The sequence below is a fragment of the Desulforhabdus sp. TSK genome (genome assembly GCF_022836495.1).
Taxonomy (GTDB): Bacteria; Desulfobacterota; Syntrophobacteria; order Syntrophobacterales; family Syntrophobacteraceae; genus Desulforhabdus.
In genome coordinates, this window is the sequence record NZ_BQXM01000010.1 from 35971 (window position 1) to 58089 (window position 22119).

Below are 22119 nucleotides of genomic sequence, written 5' to 3' on the forward strand. Positions count from 1 at the left end.
ATGAAAGATGTTCTGACCATCATCATGGCCGGAGGGAAAGGGCAGCGGCTCATGCCGCTCACACAGGATCGTTCCAAGCCTGCGGTGCCTTTTGGGGGCATCTATCGCCTCATCGACATTCCTTTGAGCAACTGTATCAATTCTCAGCTCTACAAGATCCTTATTTTTCCGCAGTATAAATCGCAGTCCATGGTGGATCACCTGGAGGAGGGGTGGAACATTTTTTCAGGGGATCTGGGACACTACCTGCGTATCGCAGCCCCACAGCAGAGAACTGGGGAGCAGTGGTACCGCGGAACGGCCGATTGTGTCCGGCAAAACCTCTACTTGTTGGAGCGGGAGCGCCCCAAGTATGTGCTGATCCTCTCGGGGGATCACGTCTACAAGATGGACTATGCCGCGTTCCGCCAATATCATGAAGAAAATGGAGCGGATGTGAGCGTGGGGCTCCTGGAGGTGGAACGTAGCCAGGCGTCAGAATTTGGAATCGCTGAAGTGGACAACGACTTCAGGATTCGGGCATGGGTGGAGAAGCCCCAGGATCCCAAAGCCATTCCTGACGACCCTGAGCGATCCCTGGCGTCCATGGGGATCTATCTGTTCAGGACGGACCTTCTGCTGGATCTGCTCACCAAGAGCGAGGACGATGACTTCGGACGAGACATCATTCCCAAGCTCATCGATGACTTCAAGGTTTTCGCCTATCCCTATCGGCGCATGAACAAGATTCAGGATTATATTCACATGATGGATCGCGACGGCGTCCGCAGGCTGCAGTTGGTGGACGGCACGCGCGATTCCCAGTACTGGAGGGACGTCGGAACCCTCGATGCGTACTGGAATGCCAATATGGATCTCACGGGGGTCGATCCCTTCTTCAATCTCTACGGGTCCCTCTGGCCGATACGGACATTCCAGCGTCAGTATCCGCCGGCTAAGTTTGTGTTCAACCAGCCCGACAGCAATCCTCCCCGGGTGGGCAGCGCCGTGGATTCCATCGTTTCCCCGGGTTGCATCATCAGCGGAGGCACCGTCCGAAGCTCGGTGCTTTCCTACAAGGTCACCGTGCGCAGCTGGGCGGAAGTCGATGAATCCGTCATCATGGATGACGTGGAAGTCGGCCGTTACTGCAAGATCAAGAAAGCCATCATCGACAAGCACAACGTCATTCCCCCAAACACGCGGATTGGAATCGATCCCCAGGAAGACCGCAAGAGGTTCCATGTGACTCCGCGAGGCATTGTGGTGGTTCCTAAGCGGTATTTTCCAGCTGCCAACGGATAATTTTCCGGCGCGTGCTTTTCTGCAGGACCGTCATTCCGGCTTGCAACATGCCGGAATGACGGGTTCGATGGCAGTCAAGAATTTTAAAATTACTGCTGCACACAGGCTTAGTTTCCGAAGAGCCGGCCCAAAGATCCTTTCTCTATTTGCCGCCCTTTTTAAGCTCTGTCATACGACTCATGAACTGATCGGCGGAGAGAAAATCGACCAGGCGCAGGTCCCGCCTCTCCTGACCGCTGGCATCCAGGAACACTATGGTCGGAACCCCCTTCACTTCGTATTGCTCCAGCAGACGCTCGTGCACGGGGTTTCCACCTTTGGTGACATCGACTTCCACCATGACAAAGTCACTATCCGCCTGCTTAACGACCGAGGCATCGTGGAAGGTGACCTCCTCGAGCTCCCGGCAAGGTGTGCACCATGTGGCATAGAAATCGATGATGACCGGCTTTTGGGTGTTTTGAGCCTCTTTCAATACTTCCTCTGAGTAGGGCACCCAGGTGACACCGGGGCCTTGCATGGCCCAGGACGTGATGAGGAAGGTTGAAAGAACCAGGCATGTTACGCCTGCTCCGCCTTTAAGCCATGGGAAAGCGCGGAAGCCGGCCTGGCTCTTGTCGATCCAGCCAAGGTGCAGACCCGCTGCCAGTGCCACCAGGGCAAGAGTGATCATTCCCCACTGACCGGGAAGAAGAGGTCGTATGAAGTGAGCGGCCATTCCCACCAGGATCCAGCCCATGAGCTTCCTCACCCAGATCATCCACCCGCCCGAGCGGGGGAGCTTCTCCATCTGCCCCGAGAACATGGCAAGTAGAAATAGAGGCAGCCCAAGGCCGAGGCTCAGGGTGAAGAAGATCAGAAACCCGAGCCACGGACTTCCCATGCTGGCCACCCAGGTGAGTAGCCCCAGCACGAAAGGGCCTATGCAGGGCGCTGCAACTATTCCCAGGGTGAGCCCCATAAAGAGGCTTCCAAAATAGCCGGTGTAGGATTTGGCCGCAGCCTGGGTGAGGCCGCTTGGAAGACGCATTTCCCAGAGTCCGAAGAGGCTTGTGGCAAAAGAGACGAGAACCGCAGCCACGAAGATCAAGACAATGGGATTTTGCAGCATGGATCCCATGAGGCCTCCTGTGAGGGAGGCGACGACTCCGAGCACGGAATTGGTGGCGGCAAGGCCCAGCATGTAACACAAACCATGCACGACGAGTCTCCCCTGGCCTTCTCCTCCCCTGGCAGCCTGGCCCCCAAAATAAGAGACCGTGATGGGGATGAGGGGATAGACGCACGGGGTGAGGTTCAAAGCCATGCCTCCTGCAAAGATCCCCAGGAGTGTCCATAGCATCGCCCAGCCGTTGAAGGGTCCCGGCGCCTTTGGTTCTTCACTCGTTTGAGCGGGTCCGGCCGGGGTACTCTCAACAGGCAGACCTCTTCCCTGCCATTCAGGATAGCCGACAGGATCGCGATAGACATCTCTATAACCAAGTTTAACGGCCACACGGGCTGCCGAGTCACTGCGGACTCATGTGAGGCCCGCTCAGTAGAATACTATTGTCCGATTCTTATCGGGTCCCAGGAAAATTTCAAGGGCAGATGCCCTGCGCCACCTCGACCAAGCGGTAGGCTCCATGGGAAAGTTCACCGCCCCTTTGACATGCCCTGTACGGTATTCCCAACCTTGGCGAGTATCCACAAGAAGAAGGTTTTTTGCATCTTTCAGGTAACGCTCGGAAAGCTCTTCGGTGGTGATGAGCTTATAGCCACCTGCCTTCGCCTCGCCTAAGACATCATCCCATGTGGCCTGCCCTGGAGTGACGGCGTGCCTGGTGAGCCACAGGGCTCCGACCGTTAGCACCACCGCCACGATGGCGACGATTGTCGTTTTCTTGTTCTGCATGAATGACCTTTCCCGGAATGAAAAAATCAGGTTAGCATGCCCCGGAACCTGGCACAGCAGGGTGCAATCATATTAGTGATCATTTATATGCTCATACTTTAGGATGTCAATACTGAATTTGAAGGAGGGCACGGGCAGGCAACGGCCCCCTCTCCGCATCCAATGGGGTCGATTTTCTGCCTGCTGTAATCCATGCAAAAACCCCGTTCTTTTCTGCAAAGGACGGGGTTTTTACAATGGCAGTGGTGGGGACGGGCAAAAGCCTCTGCCCATCCCAATGTCTGTGGGCGACAGGGAGCTTATCCGTGGCTGTCCATCTGCGGTCTGGCTTTATGGTGGGGAGTGGCCTGTTCGAATTGATAGGCGATCTGGAGGATGAGATCCTCCCGAAAGTGAGGGCCGAGGACCTGCAGGCCTACAGGCAGATTTCCCGCCGAAAAACCGCAGGGAATCGATATGCCGGGAATGCCCGCCAGGCTGGCAGGCAGAGTGAATACGTCGCTCAGATACATCTGCAGCGGATCATCGGTTTTCTCACCGATTTTGAAAGGCGGAATAGGGGTCACAGGCGTTACGATGGCGTCGCACTGTTCGAAAGCCTGAAGGAAGTCCTGGCGAATGAGGGTTCGAACCTGGGAAGCCTTTCTGTAATACGCGTCGTAGTAGCCGGCGGAAAGCACGTAAGTGCCGAGCATGATGCGGCGTTTCACCTCCATCCCGAACCCCCTGGAACGGGTCTGACAGTACATGGTCATGAGGTCCTTGGAATCGGGAGCACGCAGTCCGTATTTGACGCCGTCGAAGCGGGCCAGGTTGGAGCTTGCTTCGGCCGGAGCAATGATATAGTAGGCCGCCACACCATATTCCGTATGAGGCAGAGAAATCTCCACCATTTCCGCACCCAGTTCCTTCAATGTCGTCATGGCCTGCTGAACGGCCGCCGCCACATCGGGCTCGATTCCGTCGATGAAATACTCCCGTGGAATTCCCAGGCGAAGGCCTTTGATGGATCGCTTCATGGCCAGGCGGTAATCGGGAACCGGTTGATCCACCGAGGTGGAATCCCGTTGGTCGTGGCCTGCGATGGCTTGGAGGAGAATGGCGGCGTCTTCCACATCCTTGGCGAAAGGGCCGATCTGGTCGAGGGAGGACGCGAAGGCTACCAGGCCGAAGCGGGAAACGCGGCCGTAGGTGGGCTTCAATCCTATGACGCCGCAAAAGGAAGCCGGCTGGCGTATGGATCCACCCGTGTCGGAGCCCAGGGAGCCGGCGCAGAGATCGGCCGCAACGGCCGCGGCAGAGCCGCCGCTCGACCCGCCGGGGACGCGCTCTGTATCCCATGGGTTGCGTGTGGGGAAAAATGCCGAATTTTCGCTGGACGATCCCATGGCAAATTCGTCCATGTTGGTCTTTCCGAGCAAGATGGCCCCGGCTTTGTGAAGACGTTCGGTAACCGTCGCGTCATAAGGGGGAACAAAATTCTCCAGAATGCGCGATGCGCAGGTGGTGCGGAACCCTTTCGTACAGATCACGTCTTTGATCCCCAGGGGGACCCCGGCGAGTGGGGATGCCTCCAGGTCTTTCCGGCCGTTGTCGTAGAGCTGCGCCTCTCGCAGTGCCTCCTGGCCCATCAAGGTCACAAAGGAATTCAGCAGGGGATCGATGCGTTCAATGCGCTGGAGATAGGCTGTAACCGTTTCGGTGGCGCTTGCCTCTTTACGGAGCAGGTGATCGTGGAGTTCGTGAATGGTGAGGGAATGGAGATCCATGCTGATTACCTCTTTTGGTATTGACACAAAAAAATGTTTGAGAACGACCGGGTACCGTGTCGGAACGCTCAGATGACTTTGGGGACCAGGAAACTGACCCCGTCGCATTCGGGGGCGTTGGCCAGAATCTGCTCCCGATCCATGGACGGCAGAACCTCGTCCGGTCGGAAAACGTTCTGCAGTTGAATGGCGTGTGTCATGTGAGGGACCCGGGAGGTGTCCAGGGAGTTGAGCTTCTCCATGTAGGTCAGTACCTGGTTCATCTTTGCAGTCATCTGCTTTTCTTCCTCTTCGGAGAGCTCAAGTCTCGCCAACTGGGCAACATGGCGGACTTCTTGGCGCGTGATCTTTTCCTTCATCTGTCTAACTCATCCTTGCTTGAGGGGCTTTAATCGCACAAAACACAATGTAAACGCTATCTTAATCTCGAAAATGGTTAGCTTTCATCCCTGGGAGGCCGTTTCCTGCGTTCCATGGAAGGTTTCCATGGTGCGACAGTCCGTGAAGGCCTGCAAGACCTCCGGGAGGCCCTTGATTTTCAGATTCTCCAGGAGTTGATAGGTCAGTGCATGGACCCGCCTTTCCTCGGCGGCTTCTTCGGCCGGAGTACTGTAAAATTGGTGAAGAAACCTGGCAAAGCGCACCACATGAATGAGCTCATGGGTGACGATATAGGTCATGAGGGGAAACAGCTGGATGTGCGCGTCACGCTGCACAGCCTTCCGGACCATGTGATCCTGGATACAGATCTTGAAAAATTCCCCTCGTTCGCTGCCCCGCAGCCGTTGGTGGGGCGACTGAGAGTAGCGATGGACCTGCGCGAAGGCGGTGTCGATGATTTCCTCCTCCAGCAGGTCCTTCAGCGACTGAATATCGTAGCGGTAGCGCTTCCATTCCGATGTGGAAATTTTGTAAAAATCGCTGATGAGCTCTTCCGCAACAGAAATGGATTGCCTCAGGACCTCGATCTCTTCCCGGCCGAACGGAACCCGTTTCATTTCTTGGGGCATTTCGCTCACGGCACGTCTTATTTCTTTGTTTTGGCCTTATGATGAGGTTTGCTGCCCTCGACACTGTATTTTTTGAGGAGTTGGTCTTGATCCGGGTGGCTCCCAAGCCATTCGACCTTGCCCGAATCGATGTCGTAAAGGGCTCCCACGACCTTGAGCCTTCCATCCTTCACACGCTCTCGAGTGACCTCGCTGGTCCGGAGCAGATCGCTGATGGCCTGCCAGATGTTGGCCTTGACCGCTTCTTCCACCAATGGCTCTCCGGCGAGGTCGGGATGCTTCGCTTTGGCGGCAGCTACTGCCGGCTTGATGTTGTCCACCAGGCGAGGAATATTGCCGTGGACGGCTGCGTTCTGAGCTACTGCCGTCACTGCGCCGCAGCGGGTGTGGCCCAGAACCACCATGAGTGGCGTGGCCAGATGATCCACACCGTATTCGATGGATCCGGCTTCATCCGTATCCACCACATTTCCTGCGACGCGGACGACGAATATTTCCCCAAGTCCTTTATCGAAAAGGATCTCTACCGGCACCCGCGAATCGGAACAGGACAGGATGGTGACATAGGGGTGCTGCCCCTCGGTTGTGGTCGCCCTGCGGCGATCCTGGGTGCAGTTGGGGTGGGTCGGTGCCCCGGCAGCATAGCGGGCGTTTCCCTCCTTCAATTGTTGCATGGCCTCGTCGGCGGATACTCCCGGTCCGGCACTCGATGCCTGGAGGGGAATGCTGTTCAGCAGCAAAAGCATGGTGAGGGCAAGGGGCAGGCTTGTCTTCTTCATCATGGGTCTCCTCCGGTCTTGGGTCAGTGGTTCATGAGTCAGCAAAACACTACATGGCCTAATCTTCGGGCTGGCTTTCTCCACCCGAACGCTTCCCTGAAAGCTCGATGCCGTATTTCTTGATTTTGTAATGGATCGCCCGACGACTGATTCCCAGGAGCTCCGCCGCTTCCTTTTGAACCCAGTTGGCCTGCTGCAGAGCGCGGATGATGGCGTTCCTCTCGCTTCCTTCGAGAGAGAGGGTGTCGATTTCCTGGGAGGGCGCCGATCGCTGCGGGGCGTGAGGAAGCCCGGAGAGATGCAGATCACTCGGGTGCAGGACCCCGCTTCTGCAGAGCACCACGCCCGCTTCCAGTGCATTCTTGAGCTCCCGCACATTTCCGGGCCAGGGGTATTCGGTGAGCCATTTGACGGTTTCGGGAGGCAGCTTCACCGGGGGCAGCTTGTGGCTTTCACAGAACACCTGAGTAAAATGTTGAGCCAATATGGGAATATCTTCCCGCCGCTCACGCAGAGGAGGAATTTTGAGGGTGACCACCCGCAGCCGGTAGTAGAGATCCTCCCGGAAGGTCCCTGCCTCCACCTCTTCGGGCAAATCCACATTCGTAGCGGCAATGACGCGGCAATCCACCGGTATCTCCTTCAGGTCCCCGATCCTTCGAATCTTTCGATCCTCCAGGAAACGCAGCAGGCGAACCTGCATTTCCGGTGAAATGTTTCCGATCTCGTCCAGGAAGAGGGTCCCATGATCCGCAGCCTCAATGAGGCCCTTTTTGTCCCGAATGGCGTGGGTGAAAGAGCCTCTCACATGCCCGAAGAGCTCGCTTTCCAGGAGTCCGGTGGGAGTCGAACCGCAGTCCACCACGACAAAAGGATGCTCCCGGCGAGGACCTCTCTCATGGATCAGATGGGCCACACGCTCTTTCCCGACTCCGCTCTCTCCCAGCAGGAGCACATTGACGTCACTGGGAGCAATCCGTTCAATGAGGTCGTAAAGCTCCCGCATGGCCGGACTCTTCCCCCCGTAGAGCACCTGCTCCAGGGGAAGGATCGGCTCCTTTTCCTTGCGGCGCTCAGGGACGCTTCGTTTTTTGAGGATTTCGGTGATTTTCTGCAGGAGGTCTCGTCCACTGAAGGGCTTTGTCAGGTAGTCCACCGCGCCGGCTTTCACGGCGCTCACCGCATCGGAAATGGTGCCGTACGCGGTAAGAAACATCACGGGCAGGTCTGGATTGAGGGAGCGTGCTTCCTGGAAAAGGTCCATTCCTCCCATTCCAGGCATCTTGACATCGGAGATCATGAGATCCACCGGCTGGTCCCTCAGGATCTCGATGGCTTCCGGACCTTCACAGGCTGTCAGGACACGAAAATCTGCAGAAGTGAGCCGTGCTTCCAATACTTCCAGAATATGGGGGTCATCGTCCACCACAAGAATGGTTTGTTTCGTGGTCAAAGCTCGCTCCGATTTCACGGGGGTCATGGGGAGGTTATCTCTTGCTTTTTTTCCTGGAATTTTAAATGGATTTCTTCCAGGGAAGTGATCTGTTTTTTCAGCTTTCGGATCTCTCTGTCCTTTGCCCCAATGCTGGCTTTCATACGTTCCAGCTCCTTCTCCCGGGTACGCAGGAGCTCTTTACAGACCATATAGCTGTTGTAAATGTTGCTGCGCTCGACGTGCTTGTGTGGTTTCGGGGGGCTCTCTGCCACAGTCGAAGTCTGGGGTGCTCCAGGAGGGACCAGCCGCTCCAAAAAAGGAGTCAGCATGGCGGGATCCTCCCCCTCGGACTCTGGGAGATGCTTCCGGCTCCAAAGCTCCCAAACGCCCATGGCCTGCGTATATTCTTCGGGATTGTCTGCCAGAATCAGCCTGGTGGCGGCAAGGGCATAAAGTGCCCTTTGCCGGTTGGCCTCATGGGGGGCACTTTCGCTCAAAACCTCAAACAGGCTTGCAGCCGCGTTATAATCCTCTCGGTGGAAGGCTTCCATGCCCTGCTTCCATGATTCGGTAAAACCCTCTTCAACGCGAGCCACGGCCGATTCGCTGGTCTGGGGGACTGCGGTTTTCTCAGGTCTCTGTGTGGAAGCACATCCCGGAAGATTCAACATCAGGAGAAGCAGGAGCGGGCAAAATGTGAACTGAAGCCATGCCATATGAAGCGTGATCCGATGGTCCCGTGCTTTCATTATGCTTGTTATTCCTCAGAGGAAATGGGAAGGGTAAAGGTAAAGTTACTGCCTTTCCCTACCTGACTTTCCACCCCAATGACCCCCCCATGGGCTTCGACGATATGCTTGGAAATGCTCAGGCCGAGACCTGCGCCATCGACTTGATTCCGTATTCCTGAAGCCCGGTAGTACTTGTGGAAAACCATGGTCAACTCATCCGGCGGGATCCCGGGGCCGTTGTCCTCGACACTGAATTTCAGCCATTTCCCCGCCGGACCCTGATCAACATGTATACGTACAACAATATTGTCTCCAGGGGAAGAGAACTTGATGGCATTCCCCAAAAGATTCATCAGGACCTGCTGCAGATTTTCAGGGTCGCCCATGGCTTGAGGCAGTTGGGCGGGAATTTCCGTCCGGATTTTGATGTCTCTGGCTTCGGCGGCCGGCGTCACGCGGTAGATGCTGCCCGAAACGAGGTCAGCCGGGGAGAAGGGAATGCGTCGGATGGATACGGCGCCTGCCTCCAGTCGGGACACCTGCATGAGGTGGTTCAGCAGTTCGCATATGCGCTCGATTTCTTTGCTGGCGATTTCCAGAAATCGACGCTGCCGGTCGTTGATGTTTCCCATGACCTCTTCGGAAATGAGATTGACGGACTCCCTGATGGAGGTCAGAGGAGTCCTGATTTCATGACTCAACATGGAGATGAAATCCGATCGCATCCGCTCTTCATCCCTCAGGCGGTTGGCCATGTCGTTGAAGGCTCCCGCCAGTTCACCGAATTCGTCCTTGGATCGGATGCGGATCGGTTCTCGAAGGCCTTCCCGTGAAATGGAATGTATCCCGCGGAGGAGCTCCCGGAGGGGCCTGCTCATGGAGCGCGTCAGAAAGATGATGCCCATGAGACCCAGCAGGGCGGAGCACGCCAGTCCCACCAGCCCCCACTTCACGGCCATCTCTCCCCGGTGGTTCAGCCCCCGCATTTCGGCTTCTATCTGCAGCTCATTGTCGGATCTGGCCTTGGAAATTCGTTTGACCCAGTCGTTGATGGCCTCTTCGGGAATCCACAGGACGTCCGAGGATTCTTCGCCATTGTGGCCTTCCAGTCCTCCCGGTAACTGATCCACATAATCTTTGAAAAGCTCCTTCCAGGGATTCTCGGCCTTGCCCTCCATGGGCATCAACAGGAGTATTTCTGTCAGATTCTCCTCAAACTGCCTCTGCGCTGAAGCGAAGTAAGTCTTGTAATCATCCTTTTTCAGTAGATTGTATTTGCTCTCCGTTTCCGCCATCCACAGGAGACTTTCGATCATTTTCTTCGAAGCTGAAGATATCCTGAAGTTCTTGTTGACGACATCCTCGGATATTTTCATGATTTCCTGAATATGGATGAACAGAACAACGATCGTCCCATTGAATATTGAAATGAGGATAAAATAAAACAAGAAGAACTTGATCATTATTCCAAATTTTATCTTCATCCATCTCCTGTCGACAGTCTTCAGGGTGAAGGGGCAGCTGAAAACGGAATGTCGCATTTGCCCGGAGCCATGGTGCTCTGCGGGGGCGAGAAGGTAGAATATACTTAGATTTTCAGCGAGTCAATCAGTCCATGGGGCTGTCATTCCTCCAGCGTGCGTCGGCACGAATGAAGCGTGTAAGCGAGGCCTGCCGGGGAATGGGGGGATACCATGCGCACCTGGGAGTCCAGTGTTTTCGAGAGAACCGGATCTCCCTCGTCCACTTCGAAGCGTTGGAAATATGGCCATAAAGATTCATCGATTTGCCCTCATTTTCCGACTCTCGACGAGAAGCCTCTGCATGAATCTCCGTTGTAGGAAGCCCTGTCGGAAAGGATAGTGATGGACCCCGGTTTTCAACCCTCATGGATCAGGCACAACAAGTTAATGATCCATGCTGTTTCGGCGCTTGTGCTGTTGGTGCTCCTCGGTTGGTTTTGCGTGGAATGGCGTGCCGGAAAAGTGGATGAGGAGATGCGGGCACAGATGCTGCGGCAGGTGGTGCGAATTGCTCAGGCAGTCAACCCCGAACTGGTCAAAGAGCTTTCCTTTACCCCCGCGGACAAAGGTTCGCTGCCCTATGAGCGTCTCCGTGAGCAGATGACGGCCTATGGTCGCCTCATTTGGCAGCGTGGCATCTACAGCATGACTTTGCGGCATGGGAAGCTTTTCTTCGGTCCTGAGAACTACGAGGAAGGAGATCCCATGGCAAGCCCTCCGGGTACGCTCTATGAAAATCCCGCCCCGGAGGCCTATGAAGTATTTTCACGGCGGAAGCCGGTGACCATAGGGCCTGTAACGGACGAATACGGGACGTTTGTGACAGCATTCGCACCGGTTCTGGACTAGGGCGTCCAAAAAAGATCTGAATCGCCCAGATTCTTTACCCGGTTTTTGGTCTCCCGGATTTTCCGGGAAAATGGCCGCCAGAGCTTGACTTGGGAGGCTTTCGCCGGGTCCAAAAACCGGGCAACGGCCGAAAGCCGATTTGGACGCCCTAGTTCTGGACCCTCGAACCGGAGAGGTGCTCATGGTCGTCGGCATGGACATCCTGGCCGATGACTGGAGGGCTGCGGTCAGCGCCGCGCGCCTGCCTCCTGCCGCGATGACGCTTTTTCTCGGGTTGCTTGTCCTCGGCGGTGCCGCTTGCATCCACCGGCGCAATAATCTGCCCGTGGAAGGTGCGCGTCCCCTGAGACACATGGAGACCGCGATGGTTGGAGTCCTGGGACTTGCGCTTACGGTTGTGACTACCCTGGTGTTGATCGAGGCCGAACGCAGGGAGGAGGCAAGGGTTTTTGTGGAATTCAGCGATTCCAAGGCGGAGGCCATTCGAAGCATATTTCGTGGCATTTGCGAGGACCTTGCGTCCATCGCACGGTTTTTCGAAGCCAGCCGGCGTGTGAGGCGACAGGAGTTTGCCGCCTTCGTGGAGCCTTTGGCAAGAAATGCCGTCGTAGAAGGATACCAATGGGTCGAGCTTGTCCGTCAGAGTGAACGGTCCAGGTATGAAGCGGAGGCAACGGCTGAGGCCCCTCTGGATCCAGCCATATGGGAGAAATCGGCACGAGGGGAGCGGGTTGACGCTTCGGTACGCCCAGCCTATTTTCCAGTGCGTTATGCCGCGCCGGAGACCGGGAGGGAGGCGGAAATGGGGTTCGACATGAGCTCGAGGCCATTGTGGTCGTCTGCGTTCGATCGGGCAGCCTGTGTCGAATTCTGGATTCCTGCGGATCCCGTGTCCGTGGTCTTCGACGGTGTTGAAGCGATCGAAATACTGGCCGTTCGACCGGTCTTCCAGGCAGCGAATGCCGACAGCCAATTCCCGGGCGATGAGGGTGGAGCCCATGCGAATCTTCGGGGTTTTGTCACAGGGAGGCTGCGCCTGCAATCTTTTCTCGAAGCGGGCTTGAAGTCCTACACTGCGGAATCTCCCTTGCTGGAGGCGCACCTGTTGGGCTTGATGAACCCCAGGAGCCCGACGCTTCTGGCCGCCTATCCGCACGCAACGGCGGACGACTGTCGTATCATCATGGGCAGGGATAGTCTCCAGCGATATCCCCTCTCCCAGGTGCTCCCGGTGTTTGCCTTTGGACGCACATTCGCTCTCGTCCTTCACCCAGCCTCCGGCTTCTACGCCTCGAATCCTCTCCGGCAGGGCTTGCTGGCAGGATTCGCCGGGTTGGTCGGGACAGCCGTCCTCACCCTGTTTGTCGGCTTCCTGCGCAATCGTCAAGCGCGGCTGGAGGCCCAGGTCGTGGAACGCACCACCGCCCTCCGTGAAAGCGAAGAGCGGTTCCGCGCTCTGTTCGAAAACTCCATGAGCGGCGTCGCCCTGTGTGAATTTGTTTTGGATGAGCAGGGAGAGCCCGTGGACTATATCTACCTGCATGCCAATCCCGCTTTTGAGGCGCATACCGGGTTGCCGGTTGCAGAAATTTTGGGGAAACTTGCGTCGGAGGTTCAACTGGGCGTTGAAACGATGAGCTTTCTCCAGAGATATGGAAAGGCTCTCATGAGGGGGGAGCCTGTTGCCTTCGAATTGTTCCTGGAAAAGGAACAGCGGCATTTCAACGTTATCGCGCATTTCATGGATGAAGGTCGATTCGCTTTCACTCTTTCCAACATCACTGAGCAGAAGCGGGTCGAAGAGACTGCTCGAGAGCTGGCAGAACGCCTCCAATACTATTTCACAGTCAGTCCGGTGATCATCTATATCCTTAAAACAAAGGAAGCTGGACGCATGCAGCCCATATGGGTGAGCGAGAATATTGAAAACCTCCTGGGATATACGGCGAGTGAGGCTTTAACGGCCGGATGGTGGACCATGCACTTGCATCCTGAAGATGTCGATGGGGTCATGGAGAATATGAGCCATCTGATGGAAAAGGGGAGCCTCACCCAGGAATACCGGTTTTTGGGAAAGGATGGTGCCATCTTTTGGATAAGAGATCAGCTTCGGGTGACTCGCTGTGGCAATGGCCCAGCCAAAGAAGTTGTGGGTGCATGGATCGACATCACCGAACAGAAGCGGGCGGAATCGGCATTCAAAAAACTGGAAGTACAGTTCCATCAGGCCCAAAAGATGGAGGCCGTGGGAAGGCTGGCAGGGGGAGTCGCCCACGATTTCAACAACATGCTGGGAGTCATCCTGGGATACATTGAATTGGCCTTGATGGATCTTGACGATCAAGACCCGATCCACCATATCCTGGAAGAAGTGAAGTCCGCCTCGCATCGCTCGGCGGATCTTGTGCGACAGTTACTGGCCTTTGCCCGTAGACAGGTCGCCAACCCCGTCCCTCTGAACTTGAACGAAACAGTGGAAAACATGCTCAAGATGCTCCGCCGCCTCATCGGTGAGGACATCGACCTGGTATGGGTCCCGGGGCATGGCCTCTGGAATGTGCAAATCGATCCCTCGCAGTTTGACCAGGTGTTGGCGAACCTGCTGGTCAATGCCCGCGATGCCATTGACGGGGTGGGGAGAGTCACCATCCAAACGAACAACGTGGCGCTCGATGAAACATTTTGTGCCAATCACGCAGGATGCGTACCCGGTGAGTACGTGCTGCTAGCGTTGCGCGATGACGGCTGCGGGATGGAGCCGGAAATGCAGGCCAAGGTTTTCGAGCCCTTCTTCACCACCAAGGAACTTGGAAAAGGAACCGGACTGGGGCTTTCGACGGTATTTGGGATTATCAAGCAGAACGGAGGCTACATCAACCTCTGCAGTGAAAAGGGCTGTGGTTCGACTTTCAATATTTACCTCCCGCGTTTTCAGTCCGGGACAGCCGATTCCGCTGCGGGTATGCCAAGTGACCCGGGCTCGCCGAAAAAAGGCACGGAAACCGTGCTCATTGTCGAGGATGAAAATGCGATCCTGGAGCTTGCCGGCGGAATGCTTCGGCGCTTGGGCTATTCGGTGCTTTCAGCCGGGACTCCTGGTGAGGCCATACGCCGGGTCCAGGAGTATCCTGGGCTCATTGATCTTCTCATCACGGATGTCGTGATGCCGGAAATGAACGGTCGGGAGCTGGCAAAGCGGCTGGAAGTCCTGCATCCCGAAATGAAATGCCTCTACATGTCCGGATACACTGCCGATGTCATCGCACACCAGGGTATTCTCGAACACGGAGTACGATTCCTTCAAAAACCCTTTGCCGCGAAGGCCCTTTCCGACAAGGTCGCAGAAGCGCTGGGGCATTGAGCACTTGTGCATCCAGGAAAAATGGCTTGGCTCCGACCACCTGATTGTGTATGAAAATAGACAACCGTTTGTCATGATTTTCAGCCGACAAAGCTGCTCCACAGGGCGCATCGGCAGAGAAGCGTGCAGGATGGTCCTGGCGCTGTGGAGAAGTTCATCGCCCCCGGCGCTCCGACGGTTGTCCTTTTCACCGGCATGTTGACAATGCAAAATTAGGGTCATTTTATGGACAAAAGCTTGCTTGCTCTGGGTTTCATCGCCCAGGGACTTTTTTCGGCAAGGTTCCTGGTGCAGTGGATTGCCAGTGAGCGAGTTGGAAAAAGCGTCATTCCACTTGCTTTCTGGATTTTGAGCCTCGCGGGCGGAGCGCTCCTGCTCCTGTATGCCATTCTGCGGCGAGACCCTGTGTTCATCGTTGGGCAGGCAGGCGGATTGCTCATCTATATTCGGAATGTTTGCCTCATCTATAAGGAGCGTTTGGCCGGCAGGAGCGCCGTCAAGGCAGGATCGCTTGAGTGACGGTGCAGTGATGGCTCGCGGAAGTCATACCTCCCGCCGGAGAATCCTCCGGACGGAGTAGATCTTCTTGTCTTGGGATTCGAAGTACACGCGGGCCAGTATTTCCCCCAGAAGACCTATGGCGAGGAATTGAACTCCTGCCAGCATCAGGACTGACGCCAGCAATGCCAGGGGACCGTGCTCCTGAAAGATATGAACGCCGGAGAACACCTTTCGGAAGAGCAGGAACATTCCCATGAGGAATGAGCCTCCTGAGCACAGCAGGAACAGCTTTCCGAAAAAATGAAGCGGGCGGGTCATATAGCGCAGGAGAAATCCCACCGTCAGCAAATCGAACATGACCCGAAATGTTCGGGAGAGCCCATAATGGGATTTGCCCGAGTAACGTCCCATGTCCTGTATGGGAATTTCGACGATGCGTGCTCCGCTCAGGGAGGAAAGAGCGGGAACAAATCGGTGCAGCTCCCCGTAAAGGCGGATATCCGCGAGAACTTCCCGGCGATAAGCTTTGAAGGTCGTACCGAAGTCATGGAGCTGTACCCCCGAGACTCTGGCCATCAGCCAATTGGCGATGTGGGAGGGAATGGTGCGCGTCAGGAGGGCGTCCGAACGCGATACCCTCCAGCCTGAAACCAGGTCATATCCCTCCTGGATCTTACTGAGAAAATTGGGGATTTCTTCGGGCGCATGCTGCAAATCCCCGTCCATCGTCACGACAACTTCTCCCCTGGCATGATCGAATCCTGCCATAAGCGCCGCTGTCTGGCCGAAGTTCCTGCGCAGTTGGACCACGGTCACACGGGAATCTCTTTCGTAGATGCTGTCCAGAATTCCCGTCGTGCCGTCTGTGCTGCCGTCGTTCACCAGCACCAATTCCCACTTTTTCTCCTGTTTCTCCAGGGTATTCTTGATCCGCTGATAGAGCTCTTCGAGAGTCCTGGCTTCGTTGTGCAAAGGAACGACGACGGAAATGGCAGGTCCGTCCACACTCGGTTCCGCATCGCATCGGGACGGCGATGCTTGAAAGCTCGTTTTCACTCAGTTGCTCCACCATAGGGCACGAGGGCAATTTTGTATCGGTCCAGGAAGTCTCGCCAGCGTGCTGAAAGGAGAAGGTCCAGCTCGTTCTGCCGCTGCTCCAGGAGCCGGGTCTTTTGCCGGGACAGGTCTTTATCGCAGAAGGCGGGATGCAGCATCCATTCGCTGGTGCCGTGAGGGAGATGTTGGAGCAGGAATATCATGGCAGCCTCGTTCCAAATTCCGGTCAGGGAGACGCCGCAAAAATGTTCGGCGCACCTAAGGCCTTCCTGCCCGATGCGGTGCAGAAAGTGGCGCTTGAAGATGGAAAAGATCCTGGCTTTGGCATGCTGTTTACAGAACAGGATTTTTTCTCCCCTTCCCACAAAGGGAAAGAGGTCCAACCCTGCCGATGTTTCAAAGGGGCTCCGGATCCATCGTATGGCATGCCTTCGTGCCACCTGAATGACGGCTTCCAGCACTTCCGGGATGGCATGGACGTGCTTGTGGCTGTCTAGATGGGTAGGTCTCAGGCCTGCATCCACGACTCTGCTCACCTGAAAATCCAGTTCTCTCACGAGAGCCTTCTGCGGAATTTTACCCCGTTTCAGGGAAAGGAGGAGACAGCCGGGTGTTGGGAGTAAAAGCCCGTCTGAAGTCAGTAATTCCCGAATTTCATGCTGGGGTGCGGCGGGGGGCATTTCAGTGAGAGCAAGGTGCACCCCGATGCCCAGAGCCGGAGTGGCCTTACAGACCTCGACGGCCTCCTCGAAGGCCTGCCCCCTGGCCAGAAGTGTGGCGCTGCTCAGGCTTCCCTCCATGAAGCACTGGAGGATAGCCCGATTGACGCCCGCAGTGTAGCCCATATCGTCGGCATTGATGATCAGTTGGCGCGTCATGGTTTGGAGTCGGATCCGAAGAGCTGATAGTTTTCCCGAGGGGTAACCCTGTCCCTCGTTCACTGCGCAAGCAATGACTCTTTCGACCCTCGAGATAGGGGAATAGCTACCAGAAGCGCCTCAACGTGTCAAGGCGGCACGCTGGCAACGGATGTATTCCTGCTTTCCATTCATTGCGATTTACGATACTTTGAGCCCATTTGGATTCTGTGAACTTTATTCGGGAAAGGGCGACAGATATGACTTCCAGTAAAAGGGAAAAGTGCCGCGTGGTGTGCTCCCTGTTGCTGCTGCTTGTTGTAACTTTGATGGCGGTAATCAATGCCCGGGCTGCGGAACCTGAAGTCCTCAACCTGGACCAGCTGATTGCCATGGCCCTGGAGAAAAGCCCGGAAATCAAGGAGGCGGACCAGGATATTGCAGTGGCCCAGAGCGACCTGGACCAGGCGAAGGCCGGCCGGTGGGCGCAGCTCGATATCACAGGAGTGACAGGGCCGGTGGAGGATGCCGATCTGCCCACGGTTGTGGTGAATGAAACCCTGGGAAACGGGTTGTTCCTGGGCGAGCTGCAGAACAATGACAAAGACCGTATCGGTGTCTTTGGCCGCCTTGATTTCAACCTCGTACAGCCGTTGTATACTTTCGGGAAGATTTCTCATCGTCAGGATGCCGCAGCGTTTGGGGTGGAGGCCCAGAAGTCTGCCAGGATCAAGAAGAACAACGACATCATATTGAGCATCAAGGAGCTTTATTATGCCCTGATCGTAGCGGGGCAGGGCAAGGATGCAGCCCAGGATGCCGATGGATTCATCCGGGATGCGCGTCAGCGGATCGAAAAATTGATTGCAGCCGGTTCCACCAACGTCGACGAGACGGACCTGTACCGCCTGGATGCATTCGAAGCCGACATACAACGGTTCAAGGTCAAGGCGGATTCCGGGGCTCAATTGGCCTACACGGCCCTCAAGAGAACCATCGGCTATCCAGCGGCCAAGGACTTCAAGCTGGATCGGTATGAACTTCCCAAGGACATGCGGACCTTGGCGGATCGAGAGGAATATATCCGCCGGGCTCTGGAAACGCGCCCGGAACTGGAGCAGCTGGAAAAGGGGCTGCAGGCCCAAAAATCGATGCTGGATGCCGCCAAAGCCGACCTTTATCCTTCTTTTTTTCTCGCGGGAGTGGCGTCGCTGGCCGGGGCACCGGGCCGTGAGCGCATGCCCATCTCCTACTTTGAAGATGATTTCAACCATGCTTATGTTGGTGTTCTGCTGGGTGGGCAGTGGCATTTCGATTTTGGCATCGGGCAGGGCAAGGTGCGCAAGGCTGCGGCCGAATATCAGAAATTGCTGCACAAGAGGGATTTTGCCGAGCAAAGCATTCCTCTGCAGGTGGCCAAGGAATACCAGGACGTGCTGGAAGCGAGGAGCTCTTACATTTCCTACGAAAAGGCGGCCAAAGCATCGCGAAAATGGATCGTGGCGTCTTTTGCAAACTTTGACATGGGAGTGGGCACGGCAAAGGATATGTTCGAAGCCATCGACCGCTACGGGAAAAATCAGGGGGACTACCTGCGAGCACTCTTCGACTACCATGTCGCAGTGGCCCGCCTGGAATACGCGTCGGGAATTGATGCACAATCTGGCCCTTGAAGGGAATACCCAAACCCAATGAAGCTGATCGTGAGATGCATCCGAGCCTGGATGGCCTGGGTCCTGCCCAGGCCACGTCTTGTTTTAGGGGTTGTCTTTGTCTCCGCGGCGCTCTCCCTTGCCTATACGGCGGCGCATCTGGACGTGGCAACCGATCAATTGGAGCTCATTTCCCCCCATCATCCCCTCATTGCCCTTTCCGATCGGGTGGATCCCTTTGACGACGGGGGTAAGAGGAGCCTTACGGTCGTCATCGAAGCCCCCACGCCCGATCGGGGGGTGTCGTTCCTGCTGACCCTCGTTCCACGCATCCAATCGGAAACGCAGCATTTTGAGAAGGTCTTTTACCGGGTGGACCCCGGGGTTTTCAAGCCATGGGCGCTTCTCTACCTGGAAAGGGAAGATCTGCTCGCCCTTCGCACCACCCTGCAGGAGCATGCGCACATGATTCAGGGGCTTGCGCAGCAGCCGAGCGTACCGACGTTTCTGGCTCTTGCCAATGATGAAATGGCCCGGCGCATGGTGGGGGAGCTCTTCACCGGGTTCCTCGACGAAGAGGCCACCCAGGAGGGGTCGGAGCGTGCCGGGGAAGGGATGGACCTCGGCTTCCTCATTGAAACTTTGGAAGGGCTTTCCCGTTACCTTAAAGGAAATCCCGACTATATCTCCCCCTGGTCTTCTTTCTTTGCCCAGGACAAACTGGCCCTCCACCAGGAAGGTTATCTCTGGGAGGGACAGAAGCGTTTTCTCCTCGTCACCGTTGTTCCCAGAAAAACCCATGGGACTCTCACCGAGTTCCAGGACGCTCTGAAGCATCTACGGCGGCTGATCCATGAAACTCAGGCGTCGTTTCCCGATATACAGGCGGGTGTAACCGGCCAGGAAGCCCTCAACGATGACCAGATGACCACGGTCTTGAAAGATATGGAACGGGCAAGCTGGATTTCATTTCTATGCGTTTGGCTCCTCCTGGTGACCTTTCGCAGAAGCTTTCGCCGCCCTCTCATCCAAATGGTGGCTCTGGGAGTGGGACTCTGTTGGACCTTCGGGTGGGCGACCCTTTTTGTCGGTCGTTTGAATATGCTTTCGGCGGTGTTTGCACCCCTGTTGATCGGCCTTGGAGACGATTTTGGCATCCACTGGTTCAGCCGCTATGAAGAGGAAGAACGTCTGGGATACAAGGATCGTCAATCCATCATCCGCAGAGTCATGGATAGCTCCGGGCCGGGAATCGTTCTGGCAGGCTTCAGCACTTCTCTTTCATTCCTTCCATTTGTGCTGACAGGATTTCGCGGCCTTATGGAGCTGGGAGTGATTGCCGGCGTGGGGATCCTCCTCGTGCTGCTGGCCTATCTCACGGTTCTCCCCGCCCTGAGTGTTTTCATGGCAGGAGATCAGAACGGCTCCACGGCGTTTCGGGAGGCCTCAGGGGATGGACGGCGACTCCTGCGATTGAGCTCATCCGGGGGGCGGTGGATCCTGGGAGGGGTGGTGAGCCTTTGCTTGCTCAGCCTGGGGAGCGCCGTTCGCGTGGGTTTTGATCTCAATCCCCTGCGGCTTCAAGCCGAGAACGCCGAAGCAGTCGTCTGGGAAAAACGGCTTGTGGAACATTCCCAGCGATCTCTCCTGTCCTGTGCTGCTCTTGCCGGCTCTCCCGAAGAGGCGAAGACGAAAATCGAAGCCTTTGAGGCACTTCCCACCGTTGCCGCCGTAGAAAGTGTCTACTCGATTCTGCCCGAAGACCAGGACGAAAAGCTTGCAATCCTTCGATCTTTTCTGACGGATATTCCCCTGGTGAAAAGCGCATCGCTGTATCCGTTCCTGTCTTTGCCCGGACCGAAGGATGTCGAGGAAATCCAGGCGACACTGAAGCGCATCCGCTTCAAGATGCAGGAGGATCAGGCGGACCAGTGGGGTGCCGACGCTCCAGTGGTGGAGCAGATGGCGAGGGTGCGGTCCCTGGCTGAGGAAGTGATCCAGGCTCTGAATGCTTCCCCCGAGGTTCTCCAGCGATTGGGAGACTATCAGGCACGGTTCCGGCAGGATTTGTTGGAAACTCTGGAGTTTGTAAGGAAAGGAGCATCCGCCTCTCCCATGAGCCTCGAAGATATTCCCAGGGAGGTGAGAGATCGATTTTATCAAAACAATCAATACATGATCCGGATTTACCCCAGGGAGTCCGTGTGGGAAAGCGGGTCCCTTGCTCGATTCATCAAAAGCCTTCAAGGTGTGGACCCTGAGGTGGTGGGGGATCCCGTTTCCCTTTATGTCTTTTCCTCCGCTTTCAAACAAGCTTGCGTTCTGGCTTCCTTCTATGCGGTCGTCGCGATTTTCCTTCTGCTGTTTTTTTCATTCCGCAGCCTGGGAGTGGCTCTCCTGGCCATGGCTCCTCTCGGCGTCGGAACCCTCTGGACCGTCGGCGTCATGGGCTGGGTGGGGATGGATTTCAACCTGGCCAACAGCATTTTCATGCCCCTCGTGGTGGCGGCCGGGGTGGAGTACGGAGTCATCATCCTGCATCGGTGGAAGGAAGGGGGGCTCTTGCCGGGAGAGCTCCTCTTCAGTACGGCAAAGGGAGTCATCCTTGCAGCCCTGACGACCACTGTGGGGTTTGGAACGCTCATGCTGTCTCACCACCGGGGAATCTTCAGTCTGGGGTATGTTTCGGCGGTGGGAAGCCTTTGTGTGCTGGCAGCGGCCATCGTACTCCTGCCCGCTCTCTTGGTCACTTTTATGCCGTCTCAAACGAGCTTTGATGAGGAGGATTAGATGAAACTGCGATGTTGGGGAGTTTTCCTGGTTTCCTTATGGTGTGCCGTCTGCGTGGGGGAAGTATACGCCTCAGACGGAGGGGCGACTTCACGGGTGAAAGGGGTTTTGGAAAAGGCCATGGAGATACAGACCCGTCCGGACCTTGAAGGAGACGCACACAGGGCTGGAAGGGCAAAACTGGTTCGCCAGGTCATTGCAGAGAACTTCCTTGCCGGTCAAATGGCTCAGGAATCCATAAAAGATCAATGGGATAAGATATCCCCAGCACAGCGCAGGGAATTCGAGGACCTCTTTACGGTTCTGTTTCAGGATTCCTATACCCGCATGGTTTTGAATTTTCTGAAAAAGGAAAACATCGAGTACAAAGGGGAGTCGTCCGAATCCGGAGGAATGCGCGTCGGTACCGTAATCTTGCGCACCAACGAGCATATCCCCGTCGACTATCACCTGGTTCAGAAGAGCGGACGCTGGCTCATCCGTGATGTGGACATCGACGGCGTGAGCATTGTCAGCAACTACACCAATACCTTTCGCAAAGTGATCGGGAAGGGGTCGTTCGAGGATCTGCTCGAAAAAATGCGCCTGCAGCAAAAGGCCATCGGCGAAAACGCCGGCTTATAAACCC

General features: G+C 56.0%; 17 protein-coding genes. 7 read left to right on the plus strand and 10 right to left on the minus strand.

All coding sequences use genetic code 11. The features are described 5' to 3' along the window. Nucleotides 1–1284: a glucose-1-phosphate adenylyltransferase gene (gene glgC, locus MWC30_RS07775; RefSeq protein WP_244083600.1), complete on the plus strand. Its 1284-nt coding sequence runs from the start codon at nucleotides 1–3 to the stop codon at nucleotides 1282–1284. 142 nt (nucleotides 1285–1426) lie between these two features. On the opposite strand, the gene tsoB is transcribed toward glgC, so the two are convergent. From tsoB to MWC30_RS07820, 8 genes are all read right to left on the minus strand, one after another. Continuing rightward, nucleotides 1427–3178 carry a rhodanese/DsbD fusion-like selenoprotein TsoB gene (tsoB, locus tag MWC30_RS07780; protein ID WP_332113213.1) on the minus strand — a complete coding sequence of 584 codons (1752 nt, stop codon included), beginning with the start codon at nucleotides 3176–3178 and terminating at the stop codon, nucleotides 1427–1429. 299 nt (nucleotides 3179–3477) lie between these two features. Continuing rightward, on the minus strand, nucleotides 3478–4947 hold the full coding sequence (gatA, locus tag MWC30_RS07790; RefSeq protein WP_244083603.1) for an Asp-tRNA(Asn)/Glu-tRNA(Gln) amidotransferase subunit GatA: 1470 nt from the start codon (nucleotides 4945–4947) through the stop codon (nucleotides 3478–3480). 68 nt (nucleotides 4948–5015) lie between these two features. Then, a complete protein-coding gene (gatC, locus tag MWC30_RS07795; RefSeq protein ID WP_244083604.1) occupies nucleotides 5016–5306 on the minus strand; it encodes an Asp-tRNA(Asn)/Glu-tRNA(Gln) amidotransferase subunit GatC in 291 nt (96 codons plus the stop codon). Nucleotides 5307–5390: 84 nt separating this feature from the next. Further along, nucleotides 5391–5966, minus strand: a complete 576-nt coding sequence (locus MWC30_RS07800) for a hypothetical protein (protein ID WP_244083605.1) — start codon at nucleotides 5964–5966, stop codon at nucleotides 5391–5393. Between the two features lie 8 nt (nucleotides 5967–5974). Then, nucleotides 5975–6739, minus strand: a complete 765-nt coding sequence (locus MWC30_RS07805) for a carbonic anhydrase (RefSeq protein WP_244083606.1) — start codon at nucleotides 6737–6739, stop codon at nucleotides 5975–5977. A gap of 55 nt (nucleotides 6740–6794) precedes the next feature. Then, on the minus strand, nucleotides 6795–8216 hold the full coding sequence (locus tag MWC30_RS07810) for a sigma-54-dependent transcriptional regulator (RefSeq protein WP_368860818.1): 1422 nt from the start codon (nucleotides 8214–8216) through the stop codon (nucleotides 6795–6797). Beyond that, entirely contained in the window at nucleotides 8213–8920 is a 708-nt protein-coding gene (locus MWC30_RS07815; protein WP_244083608.1) for a hypothetical protein, read from the minus strand. Before MWC30_RS07815 ends, MWC30_RS07810 begins: the two co-directional genes overlap by 4 nt. Nucleotides 8921–8928: 8 nt before the next feature. Beyond that, a complete protein-coding gene (locus tag MWC30_RS07820) occupies nucleotides 8929–10386 on the minus strand; it encodes a cell wall metabolism sensor histidine kinase WalK (RefSeq protein ID WP_244083609.1) in 1458 nt (485 codons plus the stop codon). Nucleotides 10387–10812: 426 nt separating this feature from the next. On the opposite strand from MWC30_RS07820, the gene MWC30_RS07825 reads away from it, so the two are divergent. From MWC30_RS07825 to MWC30_RS07835, 3 genes are all read left to right on the plus strand, one after another. Beyond that, nucleotides 10813–11274: a hypothetical protein gene (locus MWC30_RS07825; RefSeq protein WP_244083610.1), complete on the plus strand. Its 462-nt coding sequence runs from the start codon at nucleotides 10813–10815 to the stop codon at nucleotides 11272–11274. 139 nt (nucleotides 11275–11413) lie between these two features. Continuing rightward, complete coding sequence (locus tag MWC30_RS07830; RefSeq protein WP_244083611.1) at nucleotides 11414–14635, plus strand: CHASE domain-containing protein; 3222 nt, start codon at nucleotides 11414–11416, stop codon at nucleotides 14633–14635. A gap of 225 nt (nucleotides 14636–14860) precedes the next feature. Continuing rightward, nucleotides 14861–15154 (plus strand): lipid-A-disaccharide synthase N-terminal domain-containing protein, encoded by a 294-nt coding sequence (locus MWC30_RS07835; protein ID WP_244083612.1) that lies wholly within the window; start codon nucleotides 14861–14863, stop codon nucleotides 15152–15154. A 24-nt stretch (nucleotides 15155–15178) separates the two neighbouring features. Here MWC30_RS07835 and MWC30_RS07840 read toward each other — a convergent pair whose 3' ends face one another. Further along, the gene (locus MWC30_RS07840; RefSeq protein ID WP_244083613.1) at nucleotides 15179–16192 is read right to left on the minus strand and encodes a glycosyltransferase family 2 protein; all 1014 of its coding nucleotides are present in this window, start codon (nucleotides 16190–16192) and stop codon (nucleotides 15179–15181) included. Then, on the minus strand, nucleotides 16189–17070 hold the full coding sequence (locus MWC30_RS07845) for a carbohydrate deacetylase (protein WP_244083614.1): 882 nt from the start codon (nucleotides 17068–17070) through the stop codon (nucleotides 16189–16191). The genes MWC30_RS07840 and MWC30_RS07845 overlap by 4 nt, the downstream gene beginning before the upstream one ends. Nucleotides 17071–17309: 239 nt before the next feature. On the opposite strand from MWC30_RS07845, the gene MWC30_RS07850 reads away from it, so the two are divergent. Genes MWC30_RS07850 through MWC30_RS07860 form a run of 3 tightly spaced genes read left to right on the plus strand, consistent with a single transcriptional unit; the run spans nucleotide 17310 to nucleotide 22115 of the window. Further along, complete coding sequence (locus MWC30_RS07850) at nucleotides 17310–18722, plus strand: TolC family protein (RefSeq protein WP_244083615.1); 1413 nt, start codon at nucleotides 17310–17312, stop codon at nucleotides 18720–18722. A gap of 18 nt (nucleotides 18723–18740) precedes the next feature. Continuing rightward, entirely contained in the window at nucleotides 18741–21491 is a 2751-nt protein-coding gene (locus MWC30_RS07855) for an MMPL family transporter (RefSeq protein ID WP_244083616.1), read from the plus strand. Continuing rightward, entirely contained in the window at nucleotides 21492–22115 is a 624-nt protein-coding gene (locus tag MWC30_RS07860; RefSeq protein ID WP_244083617.1) for a phospholipid-binding protein MlaC, read from the plus strand. Nucleotides 22116–22119 lie beyond the last annotated feature (4 nt).